11 protein-coding genes are annotated in these 16073 nt (G+C 68.8%); 1 reads left to right on the top strand and 10 read right to left on the bottom strand.

The features are described 5' to 3' along the window. Positions 1–36: 36 nt before the first annotated feature. From ACN27A_RS00345 to ACN27A_RS00370, 6 genes are all read right to left on the bottom strand, one after another. Positions 37–1635, bottom strand: coding sequence for a trypsin-like peptidase domain-containing protein (locus ACN27A_RS00345; RefSeq protein WP_421448801.1), 1599 nt, complete (start codon positions 1633–1635; stop codon positions 37–39). 389 nt (positions 1636–2024) lie between these two features. Then, positions 2025–4382, bottom strand: coding sequence for a putative bifunctional diguanylate cyclase/phosphodiesterase (locus ACN27A_RS00350; protein ID WP_421448803.1), 2358 nt, complete (start codon positions 4380–4382; stop codon positions 2025–2027). Between the two features lie 571 nt (positions 4383–4953). Further along, on the bottom strand, positions 4954–6345 hold the full coding sequence (locus ACN27A_RS00355) for an acyltransferase family protein (protein ID WP_421458329.1): 1392 nt from the start codon (positions 6343–6345) through the stop codon (positions 4954–4956). Positions 6346–6358: 13 nt separating this feature from the next. Then, positions 6359–6586, bottom strand: coding sequence for a hypothetical protein (locus ACN27A_RS00360; protein WP_421448805.1), 228 nt, complete (start codon positions 6584–6586; stop codon positions 6359–6361). A gap of 127 nt (positions 6587–6713) precedes the next feature. Next, entirely contained in the window at positions 6714–8546 is a 1833-nt protein-coding gene (locus tag ACN27A_RS00365) for an AMP-dependent synthetase/ligase (protein WP_421448807.1), read from the bottom strand. Positions 8547–8615: 69 nt separating this feature from the next. Then, the gene (locus ACN27A_RS00370) at positions 8616–9281 is read right to left on the bottom strand and encodes a TerC family protein (RefSeq protein WP_421448808.1); all 666 of its coding nucleotides are present in this window, start codon (positions 9279–9281) and stop codon (positions 8616–8618) included. 511 nt (positions 9282–9792) lie between these two features. On the opposite strand from ACN27A_RS00370, the gene ACN27A_RS00375 reads away from it, so the two are divergent. Beyond that, positions 9793–10188 (top strand): hypothetical protein, encoded by a 396-nt coding sequence (locus ACN27A_RS00375; RefSeq protein ID WP_421448810.1) that lies wholly within the window; start codon positions 9793–9795, stop codon positions 10186–10188. A 620-nt stretch (positions 10189–10808) separates the two neighbouring features. Here the strand turns inward: ACN27A_RS00375 and ACN27A_RS00380 are convergent. From ACN27A_RS00380 to ACN27A_RS00395, 4 genes are all read right to left on the bottom strand, one after another. Beyond that, positions 10809–11798: a TerC family protein gene (locus ACN27A_RS00380; RefSeq protein WP_421448812.1), complete on the bottom strand. Its 990-nt coding sequence runs from the start codon at positions 11796–11798 to the stop codon at positions 10809–10811. Between the two features lie 412 nt (positions 11799–12210). Continuing rightward, complete coding sequence (locus ACN27A_RS00385) at positions 12211–13695, bottom strand: gluconokinase (protein ID WP_421448813.1); 1485 nt, start codon at positions 13693–13695, stop codon at positions 12211–12213. After that, complete coding sequence (locus tag ACN27A_RS00390; protein ID WP_421448815.1) at positions 13685–14404, bottom strand: glycosyltransferase family 2 protein; 720 nt, start codon at positions 14402–14404, stop codon at positions 13685–13687. Before ACN27A_RS00390 ends, ACN27A_RS00385 begins: the two co-directional genes overlap by 11 nt. A 133-nt stretch (positions 14405–14537) precedes the next feature. After that, complete coding sequence (locus ACN27A_RS00395) at positions 14538–15161, bottom strand: YdcF family protein (protein ID WP_421448818.1); 624 nt, start codon at positions 15159–15161, stop codon at positions 14538–14540. Positions 15162–16073: the final 912 nt, after the last annotated feature.

Raw genomic sequence — 16073 nt, forward strand, 5'->3', positions numbered from 1 at the left:
GGCCCGTACCGCGTCGCGCCACAGCAAGAAGTCACGCTAGCGTGAAACCCAGTCGTGGAGCCGCTTCCAGTGTTGGACGAGTGTGTCGTGGATCAGGTCGAATCCGTCTTCGCGGGCGACCACCAGCCGGCGATCGGCGAGTTCACGCACGACCGCGAGGTCGTCGGCCGTGAGTTCGTCGGCTTTGACGGTGCGCCACAGCGTCGCCGTGGCCGAGACCGGACGCACCAGTCGCAGCAGCACCCGGCGCACGGCCGGCTCGCCGTGCAGGGCGAGCGGCTCTTCGATCGCCCGTTCGGCGTGACCGCCGATGACGCCGGCCACCCCGCCGACGCGGTCGTAGGCCTCGCGGGTGAACTCGTCTTCCCACAGGTCGTGCATCAGTTGCTCGACCATCGGTAGGACGGCGGCGTCGGTACCGGCGTCGGCGATGACCTTCTCCGGCAGGCCGGGATCAAGGACGCGCCCGGTGCCGGCCAGCGGACCCTCGATCACCGGGCGAAGCGCCTCACCGGTCAGCGGGGTCAGCGGATAGGCGGCCTCACTCCATGTCGCGGCCGAGCCGAAGAGCGTCGCCGCTTGGTCGAGGAAATCAGACCGGATGGCCACCACGATCCGCACTCGCGGGCCGGCGGCCTGGGTGTCATGCAACCGCCGCAGCAGTGTGGCGGCCTGCTCGCGGTCGTCGAGCAGCTCCTCGAACTGATCGACGACAAGCACCAGCCTCTGCTTGCCGAGCCGGTCGAGGGCTTCAGCGATGCCGCCAGAATCGGCCGGCCCGTCGAGGGCGGCGTTCAGCGCCCGGCGAAGCGCCGCCTCCGGGTCGGTGAAGGCGTGGGCACGGATGGTGGCCACGACGGCATCGTCGCGCCGCAGCCGGGGGACGACGCCAGCGGCCAGCAGCGATGATTTGCCGCTGCCGGACGCGCCGGACAGCACGGTGAACGGCTGGTATCTCGCCTTGGCGGCGAGGGCGGCCGTCTCCTCGTCGCGGCCGTGGAAGAGACGTTCGTCCTGCTCGCGGAATGGGCTCAGGCCTCGGAAGGGGTTCGCGTCCTTGCGTAGCGCGGCCAATGCCGGCCAGTGCCCGAGGATGGCGTCAACGGGCAGCGCGTACGAGGTGCGCCGTTCGCTGGTCTGGCGCTCAACGGTGACGAGCACTCCGATCGCGGCGTCCAGACCGTCGTCCCAGACCGGCGTGCCGCTGAAACCCTGGCTGGCCGTGAATCCCCGGTCGCGCTCGTCGTCGATCTGCAGCAGGCCCAGTGCGGTCCGGCCGCGGAGCTCACCGGTGGCCCAGGCGCCGTGAATCAGGTGGCCGGCCGGAAAGCCGAACATGCGGCAGCGACGGTCGGTGCTCGGTGCCCTGTCGGCGAGGGTAATCGGTGTGTACCGGGGCGGGGCCGGGGCCGTCAGCCGCAGGCCGGCGAGGTCAACCTCGGGCTGCCAGACCTCAATGCAGCCGGGCAGTCCATCGATCTCGATCTCCGCCCCGACGGCCGGCTCTTCCGGCACCAGCGCGGCCGTCACGACATGGGCTGCGGTGCACACCAGATCGGGGGCGACCAGGAAGCCGAGGCCGCCGCCGCCCGCGAACCGGACGAGGGAGGCACGAATCCTCTCGTCGGCCGCCACAAACGTCAATATAGACGGAGGTGACCACGCCCGTGGTCACCTGGCGGCGCGGTGGCCGCGTGGTCGCAGTCGTCGTCGGACACCACGGCGCGCAGCCGGCCCTGGCTGAGCCGTCTGGGGGTGTTGGTAAGAACCACGCCACCAGGGGCCGAGTGTTGAGCTTCATGGGCCGCCTGGGGCGGTCGGTGGTCGTTGAGCTGGTGTCTCGTTAGGGGATCGCCCACCGGGCACCGACCAGACCGATCGGCGCCGCCGTTACGATCTGGCCGGCGAGTTCCGTAAGAACCGCCCGGCAAAAGTGACCGGTCAGAGCGGCCGGTTGTAGACCGTGCTCACCTCGCGAACCCGAAGCCGTACCCGATGTCACCACGCTCGGCGCAACCTGGTAATCACCACACGCGAGCGGAGCTGTCATGCGCCGCGTGTAGTTGCACCAGATCTCCGGGGTGGCCGTACCGATATCCTTGACCGTTGACGCAGCCGATCGCGGTGACGGCAGCGTGTTGCCGCTCGGTCTCCACCCCTTCGGCGACCACCGACAGTTCGAACGCGCTCGCCAGCCGGGTCACCATCTCCACCGTCGAGTACGCCCGGTTGTCGTCATCGAGCCGCGCCACGAACGAACGGTCAATCTTCAGTTCCGTTGCCGGAATCCGGTGTAGGTAGCTCAACGATGAGTACCCCGTGCCGAAATCGTCAATGGCGATCCGGACACCCATCTCGCGCAGTTGCCGCAGCCGGTCGATGACCGCCTCAGTTCCCTCGATCAGCGCCGACTCGGTCAGTTCTAGGGTGAGTGCCCGGGGACACAGCCCGGCGGTGGCGGTCGCGGCGGCCACCGTCGTGATCAGATCGGGTCTGCGCAGATGAGCAGCGGTGACGTTCACCGACAAGGCAATCCCCGGCGCCCGGTGCCGCCAGGTCGCCGCCGCTTGACACGCTTCCCGGAGCACCCACCGATCGATTGGCAGAATCAGCCCTGCTTCCTCGGCCAGCGGCAGGAAACGTCCCGGGCCTATGGTGCCCAGTCGCGGGTGTCGCCATCGCACCAGTGCCTCGGCGCCGCTGACCGCTCCGGTCGCGAGATCGACGATTGGCTGGAAAACCAGGCTCAGCTGTCCCTCGTCTACCGCCCGTCGCAGGTCTGCGATCAGTTCCGCCCGGCCCACTGCAGCGTCGCGCAGAGCGGGGGTGCACGTTCGATAGGCAGCCTTCCCGGCGGCCTTGGCCGCGTACATTGCAATGTCGGCGTCGCGCAACAGATCGGTGTGCGAGGCGTGCTGCGGACCGTACGCGGCGATGCCGATGCTCGCCGATGCGTGCACCCCCGGATCGTCCTGCTCCGGCGACGGGCCCAAAGCGGTGAGTAACCGGCGGGCCAAACTCTCTGGTGACACGACCTGACGGCGGTCGACGAGGATCGCGAACTCGTCCCCGCCGAGCCGCGCGACGGTAGCGTCGCCGTCCACCACGGCCCGCATCCGCTCGGCGACCTCGGCCAGCACCAGGTCGCCGCTGGCATGTCCGAACCGGTCGTTGACCTGCTTGAAGCCGTCGAGGTCAAGCAGCAGTACCGCAACGGGCATCCTGCCCCGAAGCGCCGCGCGAAGCCGCCGGGTGAACAGGAAACGGTTGGGAAGCCCGGTGAGCTGATCGGTGTAGGCAAGCTGACGCAGCCGGGCGACCAGATGTAGATTCTCGTTGGCCGCCAATCCCTGACGCACCGCGAGCGTGGCGAGCAGCACCATCATTCCCACGAACACCAGTGGTGGGATTTGCCCGGAGGGACGGCGGGCCAACACCACGGCCACGATGGCCCCGCCAACCGGTAGGTAGGGCATCGCCACCCGCCACCACGAAGGCAGGGACGGCTCGACCGCGTCGTCGATCTCGTCACGCACGCTCGGCGGTGAATGCCGGGTGGCGGCAGCGACGAGGAGATAGCTCAGGGGCCAGCACACGTCGATCGGGTGACCGGCGGTGTAGTCGCCGGCAGCGACTATCGAGATGTACCCGGCGTCGGCCACCACCCGCAGCGTCAGACTCGCGCCGATGAACGTCATCGCCCGCCACCGAGCGCGATGCGGCCCGACCACCGCGACAAGAATCGTCAACTGCACCAGGTCGAGCATCGGATAGAGCTGCCCGTAGGTACGCAGCGGATCGGCGAGATCGGCGACGGCGACGCCTCGTAGCACCAGCACCCAACCGACCGGGATGAGAGCCAGCCCGACGATAAGTCCGTCGAGGACGGTCCGCGCCCGTCCCACAGTGGTGCGCGGTGCGGCGGTCGAGTAGAGCAGGGCAGCTGAGCCGGAGAGAATGCCGGCGACGAAGATAGTCCCTACCAGCGGAGTATGGGGCAGGCCGGTGCCGGCCAGCCGGTCGGCCATCCATACCGTGCGGCCGAGAGCGGCCAGTGCCATGGTGAGCGCCAGCAGGGCCCAGAATCGATGCACCGATCGGGACTGCTGGCGGGTCGCGGCCGCGCAGGCGAATGCGGCCAGCCCGGCGACGAGTAGTCCGCCGAGGTCACTGACAAGAGCGGCACCGGGCAACGCCAGCAGCAGCCAGACGGCCTCGATCAGAACCAGAGCCGTGGCGACGGGAAGGACCAGGCGAACTGTCGCTCGGACACGCGAGGATGCGGCGGGGGCCGATTCGACGGCCGATCCAGGGATCGGGCCGCATCTCGCGGAGGCCGGAGTGCGGCTGCCTTCGCCAGTATTTTCGTCTCTTGGCGGCACGACGATTGCTCCGGCTCTTCCTCGTGCAGTTCTCGATACAAGACGGGCTTCCCCACGGATTTGAGAGCGTAACTACGGCGAGGACCGACCGCCAGAGCTGATTAGTTCGAACCGACCGCCACCCGACCTGAATGCCTGCCCGGCCCCGGTGGTGTCTCCGCCGCGGGCACCTGGAGTCGGTCGAGCGTTGCTGGTCGCGCTGGTGTTGCGCGCTGATGCCCCGAGGCCCCGTCGCCGATGACGATCATGTCGGCGGTGCGTGATTCAGTGGTAGGCACCTGGGAGGGGGAGCCGGTAATGACGATGCCGGTGACGTCGATTCCGGGTTGGGCGGTGGTGGCAACGTCGGTGGCGTGTTCGACGATTTGGTGGGCCTGGTGACGTAGACCGGCTTTGGGTGGCCCGTGCGCGGGTGGTCGAGGGGCACGTGGAACAGGGGCCAGATGAAGGCGTGGACGATGCGCAGGGGTCGGTGGCGCCAGGCGGCTTGCTGGGCGGCGTAGCGCACGGCGCGTGGGGCGTGGGGCGTGGTTAGGGTCGTCCACGCCGACGACGGGTGGGTGGCTGGTGGTCATTGGTCCTCTCGCGGGAGTGCGTGCGGAACGCTGCCCGTCACCGGCGGCGGCGGGGGTGCGGAGCCCAGGACGCGTAGCAGGAGCGCTCCGGCGAAGTAGGCGGTCAGGGCGATGGCGGGGATACCGAGTGGAACGGGTTGGGTGCGGGGCAGCAGGCTGTTGTCGAGCAGCCCGAACGCGACCGCGGCGAGGCCGGTGACGGCGAGTACCAGGCGGGGTGCCGGCCGGGCCAGCAGGTCGGCTGCGGGGGCGGGTAGCCAGCGGGGCCGGTGGCGTGGTGTCCGGCTACCGCGAATCTCGATGGGACCGAAGACGGCGACGAGGACGGCCAAGACGGCGGTGAGCATCACCAGCCAGGGCAGCCGCCAGACGAACCACGCCGCGCTGCCGGCGGTCGGAGTGGGTAGGACGTCGAGGGTGTGCAGGGCGGCGGTGAGCAGGATCGCGGCGGTGATGTGCCACAGGAAGACGGTGAGGATAACGGCATTGACGGCGATGACCGTCATCCAGGGGCGGGTACGGCGCAGCCACCGTTCGGCCCGGCGGCGCACCAGGAGCGCGGCGGCGAGTTGGCAGGTGAACAGGGCCAGCAGGGCGACACTGGGTGGGGACATGTTGTGCAGACGCTCCCCAGGCACGTTGATCATGCTGACCGGGTACGGGCCGAGCCCGGTGAGCAGCAGTAGAACGGCGCCGCCGCCGGCCAGCATCGCCCACTGGACGCGACGGCGGGTGGGAAGCCGGTTGTCGCGCCAGAAAAAGCCGATCTGGTGAATGGCCAGCCAGCCGAACAGGAAGCTGCCGTTGCCCCAGGCCTCCTCGCCGTAGAGGCGGGCGAGGTCGCCGGCGGTGACCAGGACGAGTAGGACGGCGGGTACGGCGACGCCGTAGCGGCGGTGCAGGACCCACATGAGCGGGGTGAGGGTGACGACGATGAGGTAGACCGACAGGAACCACAGGGGAATCGCGGCGAACCACACCACCTGCCGCGTCCGCGATGCGTCGGCGTCGAGCAGCCGGGCGATGCCGGCGCCGGCGGAGAGGATGACGACGAGGGCGGTGGTGGGGCGCACCAGCCGGGCCGCACGGTGCACCAGCCAATCCCCGGCGCGCTGGCCCTTGCGGTGGGCGGAGGTGAGCGAGGCGGCGTTGGCGTAGCCGCCGACGAGGAAGAAGACCGGCATGACCTGCACCAGCCAGGTGATCAGGTATGCCCACCGTAAGTCCGGCAGCGCCGACCGCCCGGTCAGTTGCCCGTCCTGGTAGCCGACGACGGTGACCAGCCAGTGCCCGAGCACCACGGCGACGATGGCGACCGCTCGTAGCAGGTCGACGAAACGCTCGCGCTGCGGCGGCGTCCCCTCAGCCAGCCGCCGCACACCGGCCAGGGGATTCACAGTGTCAGCGGACGGCCGAGATGGCGCTGCCGATGGGGTTGCCTGCCGACTGGTAGGGCGTGGCCTCACGGCCGCCGGGCAGGTCCGGCAGCGGCACCTCGATGCTGGCCGGTGGCAGGCTGCGACGGCGGCGGGCTGCCACAGCCAGGCCCGCAACGGCCAGCGCCGCGCAGGCCAGGTAGATGGTACGGGCGGCTACCGGTCGGCGGGCTGGGCGGCGCGAGAGTTTCATCGGGTGGTCCTTTGACGGTTTCGTCGGGTGGTCTGGAGGAGAACAGCGGGTCAGGTCCCGCTGTGGCACCTGCTGCCGGGTAGGCCGCGGCAGCGGGCCATGGGTATGGGCCGGGTTGGCGTGGGTGTCAGTGGCCGCGGTAGAGGGCGTCGAGGTCGGCGGCGTAGCGGTCGGCGACCACGTCGCGTTTGACCTTGAGGGTGGGAGTGAGTTCGCCGTCGGTCTCGGTGAGGTCGCGGGGCAGTATGCGGAAGGTTTTGATTTGTTCGGCCTTGGACACGGTGCGATTGGCGCGGTCCACCGCTTGCTGGATCTCGGCACGCAGTCTTGGGTCGTCGCGCAGGTCGGCCAGGGGCGCGTCCGGCCGCCCCGTTGCGGTGCGCCACCGCTGCCAGGCCTGCGGGTCGACGGTGATCAGCGCGGCCACGTAGGGGCGTCCGTCGCCGACGAGCATGCACTGGCTGACCAGCGGGTGCGCGCGCACGGCGTCCTCGATCGGGGCGGGGGCGAGGTTCTTCCCGGCCGCGGTCACGATGATCTCCTTTGTCCGGCCGGTGATCCGCAGGAAACCGTCGGGGTCGAGACTGCCGAGGTCGCCGGTGCGCAGCCACCCGTCGTCGGTGAAGGTGGCGCGGGTGGCGTCAGCGTTGTTCCAGTAGCCGGGGAATATGACGTCGCCGTCAGCCTGGATCTCCCCGTCGTCCGCGATGCGGATCCGCACGCCCGGCAGGGGCCGGCCGACGGTGCCGATGCGCTGCGCGTCGGGCAGGTTCACCGTCAGCGCCGGAGAGGTCTCGGTCAGGCCGTAACCCTCCAGAACTGTGACGCCCGCGCCGCGGAAGAAGTGTCCCAGACGCTCACCCAGCGGCGCCCCACCGACGATGGCCATCCGGCACCGCCCGCCTAGAGCGGCCCGCAGCTTCCGGTAGGCCAGCACGTCGAACAAGGTGTGCGCCAACCGCAGAATGCCACCCGGGCCGGAGGTGCCGTCGAGGGCGCGGCTGTAGCGCACCGCCAACTGCTCGGCGGCGGTGAACAGCCACCCACGGTGGGCGTCCTCGGCCTTCTGCCGGGCCCGGTTGTGCATCTTCTCGAACACCCGCGGCACCGCGAGGATGAACGTCGGTCGGTGCTGGCGCAGCTGGTCGAGCACCCCGGCGATGTCGGCGCTGTGCACCAGCGTCGCCCGGGTCTGCACCATCCCCACCTGGATCAGCCGGGCGAAGGCATGCGCCAGCGGCAGGAACAGCACCGTCGACGCCCCCGCGTGCAGCAGTTGCGGCAGCACCGACACCGCGGTGGTGACGTCGCAGAAGATGTTGCGGTGGGTCAGCACGCAGCCCTTCGGCCGGCCGGTCGTGCCGCTGGTGTAGACGATCGTGGCCACGTCGGCCCCGCTGACCCGCCGGCGCCGTGCCTCGACGTTGGCGTCGGGGACCGTGCGCCCCTGGGCCGCCAGGTCGATCAGCCCGCCGGCGTCGATCTGCCACATCTGGCGCAGGGCCGGCGTCCGCTCGCGCAGGCCGGTGACGGTCGCGGCGTGCTCGGCGGTCTCCACCACGCAGCCGGCCGCACCGGAGTCGCCGATGATCCACTCAATCTGTTCCGCGCTGGCGGTGTCGTAGATCGGCACTGTCACCGCCCCTATCGCCCACAGCGCGTAGTCCACCAGGGTCCACTCGTAGCGGGTACGACTGACCAACGCGACCCGATCACCGTGCTTGATGCCGGCGGCGATGAAGCCGCGGGTGAGTGCGTGCACGTCGTCGCGGAAGGTAGCGCAGCTCACCAAAACCGTCCCGGCCCGGCGTCCCCGGCGGGCTGGCCAGGATCGCGGGTCCGGATCAGGGCGCACGAACTGCACCGCCTCGGGATCCTGCCGAGCGTTGTCCCACACCATCTCGGCCAGTCCCGGTACCCGCTCGTCAGTGAGGACCGGCTCGACCGCCACGTCCTGCATGCCACACACCCCCGTCGTGCCGCACTGCGCCTCAGGGCGCGTCTGGTCCGTGAGGCCAGCATGCCGTCATCAGGAGTGGCGGCGACGAAATTCGGCGGAGTCCACGTCGCCTGGGTTACCCGCATCGGCGTCGCCGCTCGCGGGTGCGTGCCGTGCAGTCAGGACGCTGCCGACGATGGCCGCGGTCAGGCTCACCACCACGATGCCGAGGTTGACCGCCACCGGTGGACGACCCACGGGTGTCTCCGACAGCATGAGTTCCACGCCCGCGAAGACCAGCAGCGCCGCCAGCGCCGCCCGTAGGTACCGGAATCGGCGCACCAGCACCGCGAGACCGAAGTACAGGCTGTGCAGGCCGAGGACCGCGAACGCGTTCGCCGCCCACACCAGGAACGCGTCGTCGGTGATCGCCAACACCGCCGCGACGGCGTCCACCGCGAACACCACATCCACCCCGAGGATTACCAGCAGCACCACACCCGCCATGGTCACCGCGCGGCGTCCCCGATTCCGCACCGTCAGACGTACGCCGAGAAACAACGGCACCACCGGCACCAATCGGCTCAGCAATTTCACCGCCCGGCCCCCACCGGCAGGCAGCCGCCAGCCCCGCCACACCTGTACGGCGCTGAGCAGCAGGACCGCCCCGAACGGCACCGCCACCCACGACACCGCCTCCAGCACCCGCGTCCCCGCCATGATGAACCCGAACCGCAACACCAGCGCGGCCAGCACCCCCCCAGAACAACACCCGTTGCCGCACCGGCTCCGGCACCGAGAACAACGCGAACACCTGCGCGAAGACGAACACGTAGTCCAACGACAACGTCTTCTCCAACAAATAGCCGGCGAAGTAGGTGGCGCCTGCCGCGCGACCCAGCACGGCCCACACCAGCACGCCGAACAGCACCCCGGCGCTGACCCACACGGTTGACCACAGCACCGCCTCCCGAGCCTCCACCGTCCTCGACCGGCGATGCGCCACCAGATCCACCACCAGCAACACCGCGACCGCTGTCGCCGAACCCCACCACCACACGGCATCGACCTGGTCAAACACCCGATTTCCCCACGCTGAGGGGCCCTGTGTCAGCGCCAGTGTCACCACCGCTTCAGGCTGCAACGGCGCCTGGCATCGGCGTCACGAAACCCGAGATACCGAGAGTTTCGGGTGGCGCGGAGTCGCCACATCGCCGTGAGCGCAAAGCGGCGAGACTGCACTTCGGGGGTCCCCGTCACCGCTGGGGTGCAGTGTCTGCTCGGTCGTTACCGCTCGGCGCTGCACTACCCGCGGCGTGGCCTGGCGGTCGCTGGCGTTCCGGTCAACGAGCGCAACCGGGGCAGCCTGATGGGCGCCCTGGCCGAGGCGTGCCTCGGTGACGGACAGGTCGGCCCGGCCGTCCGGTACGCCGATTTGGCCGTGGAGGCGATGCGACGGGCCGACTTCCGGCATGGCGAGGCGGTGGCGCTGCGCCGGCTTGGCCGGATGCTGTTCCGACGCGGTGATCCCGTCGGCGGGATCCAACAGCTTCGTCTGGCGCTGGCTCTGTTCACGGAGGTGGGCAGCGCCGAGGCCGACGAGGTCCGCGCCGAGCTGCGTGCGTGGACCTCGCGTATCCCGTCGGCGCCGAGCTCGGCATAGCGCACCGCCCACCGTTTCGGGGTCGGCCGGGACACGTCATAGCGTTCTGCGGCGTGGGCGAACGGACATTCCCCACGATCAGACGCGCCAGTCGAAGACGTGCTCGAGGAGTAGAGCAGCGTCAGCGTGGGGACACGAAGGCCCCCTGGTTGGCGGAGCGGTTCCTGGACAGCTCCACTCCGCAACCGGAGGCCTTCGTCATCATGTCCATCTACGCCGTGTCGTCACACCTCAACCAACCTCCCTGGGCAGTGCATATAGGTCGATGGCAGGCACGCGTACTGCGATGTCTGAGCAATTAGTTCGTAGGATTCGCCTACGCGAAGCGTTTCAGGCAGCGGTTCGCTTCGCAACTGGTCTGCCTCCGGTTTCACGGGCAGAGCCGTCGGTCCGGCAGCGCAGCGAGTCCCAGGCCATCCCCTGTGGAGGTACTGGACACAGCGCAGCGGTGAAGACGTCGAGATGGGGCCGAGCCGTCCCGGGTGTATGAGCATGAGCAACGCCGACACTGGTCGTCATGCTCGGCAGTTTCGTCGGCACAGGCACCTGGAGGGTCGTCATGGCGTATTCCGTTCGTCAACCCGCACGTCTGGTGCGGTGGCGTGCGAGCTACTCGGTGGTCAACTGTGGGGCGTGGCTGCGGTGGAGGGATCCGCCGGGCCGTCGGCGGAAGAGATATCAGGGCCCGTGATCGCGGCGCCGCGGGTGGTGGCGAGGCTCCAGATGATGGAGACGGCGAGGGTGGCGACGATGACGCCGAGGGTGACCGGGACGGGGAGTTTGCCGACGGGGGTCTCGGAGAGGATGAGCTTGACGCCGGCGAAGGCGAGCAGGAACGCCAGGCCGTAGTGCAGGTGCACGAAGCGGCGCAGCAGGCCGGCGAGGCAGAAGTAGAGGCTGCGCAGGCCGAGGATGGCGAAGGCGTTGGCGGTCCAGACGATGAACGTGCTGGTGGTGATCGCGAGGATCGCGGCGACGGAGTCGATGGCGAATATCAGGTCGGTGGCCTCGACGGCGATGAGGACCACGAACAGCAGGGTCGCCACGCGCTTGCCGTCGATGCGGGTGAAGAACTTGTCGCCGTGGTACCGGGCGTCGGTGGGCACGACCCGGCGGACAAGTCGCACGACGATGTTCCGGTCGGGGTGCATCTCGGCGTCGTGCTTGAAGGCCATCTTCCAGCCGGTGTAGATGAGGAAGACACCGAAGACGTACGCGGTCCAGAAGAACGTCTCCAACAGCTCCGCGCCGACGAAGATGAACACCAGCCGGAACAGCAGGGCGCCGATGACGCCCCAGAACAGCACCTTGTGCTGCACCGACGCGGGGACCGCGAAATAGGTGAAGATCAGTGCGAAGACGAAGACGTTGTCGACCGACAGTGCCTTCTCGATCAAATAGCCGGCGTAGTACGTGCCGGCCACGTCACCGCCCTGCCACACCCACAGGACGCCACCGAACGCCAGTCCGGCGGCGATCCAGATCGTCGACCAGACGGCGGCTTCCCGGAACCCGATGACGTGATTGTCACGGTGCAGAAACAGATCAACCGCCAGCATGACGGCGATCGCCACCATCAGGGCCACCCAGGCCCACCAGGGTGCGGACATGTCCAAGACTCTCCCCTCGACCGAACCAGCGCGTAGCGCCGGTGTGCTGGTCGAAGGTCTCCCCGAACCGCCGTTGGTGCCGGCGGCTCACGCGACCGGAACCCGGGTGGGTCCGTACTGACGGCCGACGTGTCCAGTAGGTGGGTACTCCCCCTCGAACTACGCACCAGTATTCGCGAAGTGCAGTTCGTGTGTCAAGGGAAGCGCAAAGTCGGAGCGGACGACGGTGGTGCTGCCCCGAGGCTTCTGCGACGCAGTTGGCGGATGATCGGCCGTCGGCGGCCACACGGGTCAGATCCAACGCCGAGGTGATGGTCACGCAGTCCGGTAAGCCCTTGGCTGCCCCAGTGCGGAGCCGGCCGTGTACCCGCATCAGCTCGTCACGTCTCGGGCTGGTGGAGCTGCCGTGCGGTCATCGATCGCGCACGATTGTGTCGTACACGGTGGTGAATTGAGCGCGCCGTTCGGCGTAATGCTCAACGTGTGCGGGCCGCGGCTCATACGTCGCACCGGTGGCCCGAGGTGCGCGTGGCACGTCTGGTGCCAGTACATCGAGCGCGAGCAGCGCAGTGCCACACTGCGTGGCTCGGCGTCGAGTCACGTGCGTGACGGGTCGCCCGAGCACATCCGCGAGGACGTGCAGCCAGGCAGGGTGATCGTTGCTGACGCGACCGGCCGCTGCTACCTCTACGACCAGCGGGGCGGCGGGGCGCAATTCGTCGGCGACGCGCGCGTAGGTCAACGCCACGCCCTCGATGATCGCCCGAAAGAGGACGTCGGCATCTGTGGCTACCGACACTTTATCGAACACGGCGCGTGCACCGCCGATCCAGCCAGGCGCGCGTTCGCCGGTGAGGTATGGCAGCACGAGCGGCGTGGCGTCACTCGGCGGCGCGGTGAGGGCGGCCGTGAGTTCAGGGCTGAGACGCAAGGTGCTCTGCGCCCAACTGACCGCGCGACCGACGTCGTTGATCGCCCCACCGAGGAGCGTGCGTCCGGCGTCGACCCGGTAGTTCCACAGCCCTAACGGCAGGGGATCAGCAGGACCGTCGAGCAGCACGCGCAGTGCACCGCTGGTGGCTGTCGCGGCGGTGAGTACTGTGGCGTTACTCGCCCCAGCCCCGATATTGCTGGCGAAGCCGTCGGTGATGACGGGGAACCATGCAGCTTTGGCGAGTGCGGGCCAACGCGCTGGTGCCGCTGAGGAGGCCGGTCGAGTCATGTCCTGCGGTGGGGAGAGCTGATCGGGGTCGATGCCCGCTGCGGCGAGCAGTTCCGTGTCGAGCTTGCCGGTGGTGCGGTCGAGTAGACCGGTCCATGCCACCGTGGATGTTCCGGCGAGCGGATTCCCGATAAGCCGAGCCAGGACATACTCGCCCAAGGACCACCAGTTCGCGGCCTTGGCGACGACGTGCGGCTGCGCGACCGTGAGCCAGCGCAGGCGCGGGGTGTGGTAGCTGGTGTGCAGGCGGGTGCCGGTGCGTTGCTGGACCGCGCGCTCGTCGAGCTCCTCTCGCAGCGCCGTGACGGCGTCAGCGCTGCGAGAGTCGGCGTAGGTCAGGCACGCGGTCAGTGGACTTCCGGCCTTGTCGACCGCGATCAGCGAGGCGGCGAAGGTGTCCATCGCGACACCGGCGATTCGGGTTCCTAGCCGCGAGTCATGGGTGATCGTGGTGAGTACCTGTTCGACCTCGGAGGTTACCTGATCGGGGTCGATGATCGAGGTTCCGTCAGGCGCGACGGTGAAGGTATGCGGCACTTTGTGCTGTAGGCCGCGAATCTGTCGGCCCGACGCGTCGTACACGCCTCCGCGGGTCGCGGTGGACCCGATGTCCAACGCGAGGACCAGCGGGTCCAACGCCGAGCCTAAAGGGATGTCATCGCCGTCATGGGTCATAGCAGGGATCCACTTCTTGTATCGGCTTCTCGCCGGGCATCAGCAGAGGGCGGTACGTGCGCACGGAGTCGATGATCATGCCGAAGTGCGACGAGGCGTTCCCGTCGAGATACCGGGTGGGTACCGTGACCTGTTCGATCGGGCAACGGTTGCGGGCCGCGGCGACCAGGACCGCCATCTCGTAGTCGAAGCGCTCACCTGGAATCGTCAACAGCCATCGCACCAGTTCGTGGGGATAGGCCCGCAGACCCGTCTGGGTGTCCGTCGCCGTCACGCCAGTGCTGATCTTGAATAAGGTTCGTGTGAGGGCGTTGCCGATCCGGCGGCGTAGCGGAACGTCACCGTCGAACCGGCGGACGCCGAGCACGATGGCCCTGCTGTCGCGGACCCGTTCGGCCAGGTGCAGGATGTCTGGCGCGCGATGCTGGCCGTCGGCGTCAGCGCTCACCACGTCCCGCCCTGGATGGGCGCGCAACACGTACTGGTAACCCTCTTTGAGTGCGCTTCCCTTGCCCCGGTTGCAGTCGAGGCGCCGTAGGGTGCAGCCGAGGTCGCTGACGCGCCGAAGCAATCGCGCCGAGCTCGCGTCGCTGCCGTCGTCCACCACGACGACAGGCGTGTGTGGTGTGACCGCGCGCAGATCAGTGACGAGTTCGACGAGCCTCTCTCCCGGCTGGTACACCGGCAGGACCACGACGGCCTGCGTCATGCCACCTCCTCGTCAGCGCGCCGCACGGGTGTGCACCGGTTCCTACCGGCGCGGCCCCGGTGTCGGCAGCTTTACCCCTGGCAAGGGGTTCTCACTCAGCCCCTCACGCATACGTCCGGCCGCCGTGTCCGTGTCATCGGTGGGTGAGCCTTGCCGCCAGCGCGAGGAGCCGCTGCTCGCGGCGCAGCAGCGCGGCCGGGTTGCGCGCCCCGAGGTGGCACAGCCACGCCGCCGCGTGAAGCGCGCGCGATGACCAGGCAGGACCGACGGCGATGGCATCTAGCACCGAGATGTCGAGCATCGCTCCGGGGGGAAGCCGGAGCAGCCGCGCGATGAGGTATCTGACGCGGGGCAGGTGCCAGGGGTGGGAGACCAGGCCCAGCGGCTGCCCCAGGTCGAACGAGACATCCGCGAGCAATCCGTCCTCGACGGCGTAGTACAGGTTTTCAAGCGTGCTCGTCGATCGCGTCTCCCACTTTAGGTCCGCGTGCCGGTCGAGACCTGCTGCGCGGGCGCGGCTCAGCATCAGGTCGCCCTCGCGACAGCCTGGCGGCGGGGCCTCCTTGCAGCGGTGTCGACCCGGCCAGCCGCCGCTGAAGATGACGCGCGGCCTCGGGCTCCGCGCGGCACCGCTGCTGTAGGCGGCTTCGTTGGCAGCCACGTAGGCCACCGCCGTGTCGACGCGCGCGGCGCTAGCCGGCATCAGCGTCCACCCCCCGTCGACCCGGTGCACGCCACCCCCGAACACCAACAGCACGGATGCGATCGGGTCGCGGTCACCCGGTGTCGGGAGGCACCAGCGACGTCCAGCTAGCGGCATGGTTGCACCGTAGGTTCGACGCGAATGGCAGGCAACCTAGTGCCTCGTCCTTGAACGTTGATCGTGCAATGCGGGGTTGGGCGCGGCGGGCTTCGGCTGATGTCTCGCCTCCACCGATGTTTGCGCTAGTAGTAGGCGCGTCCGAGGTCAGAGCGGTGGGCTTGGACGACGAGGATGATGTGTAGGGCGGAGTTGAGTTGGCGGTTGCCGCCGATGTTGAGTCGGTGGCGTTTACCGAGGTCCGCTGAAGGCGTCGATGGTGCGTGGCGCCGGTGGCCGGGTATCTGCGCGACTACGATCACGTCGATTGCCGGGTAGTTCGGTCACGGTGCCTCCAGATGCGGTGACTGCTTGGTCCCGCTCGGTCTCGTTGCTCCTGAGCTGCTCGTCGACTCCTCGGAGTGTGGCCAGTGGCAGCTTCGACCACTGACAGTGATGACGAACTCCACCGCAAAAGGATGTCCCCGCTCGGCTGCGGCCGAGCGGGGACGCTGGGACTGGCGGGCGCGCAGAATCTAAACTACAACGACCCTCGCACGGGAATACAAATGGACGCCCTGCGGTACCGCCACTTCCCGTAACGGCTGGTCCACTTCCAGGTCACGATCGCGGCCTTGTTGTCACCCGATTGAGCGACAGCGGAAAGTGTGTAGCGCCAGACCGGAGCCACCGGCATAACCGCACGAACCACCGACGTCCTGGCAGTCCCGACGGCAAGAGCGTCCGGCCGACGCGGTCCTGACGCGGCTCGTCCGACGCGCCCCTGACGGGCGGCGACAAGGTCACATCATCAACACCCTGCCCGTGCAGCGGGAGGAGCAGCGGGCTCGCGCGTCCCGTCCGGGTGAA

It is taken from the genome of Micromonospora sp. WMMD737, from assembly GCF_049179055.1.
In the GTDB taxonomy this organism is placed as follows: domain Bacteria; phylum Actinomycetota; class Actinomycetes; order Mycobacteriales; family Micromonosporaceae; genus Micromonospora; species Micromonospora reichwaldensis.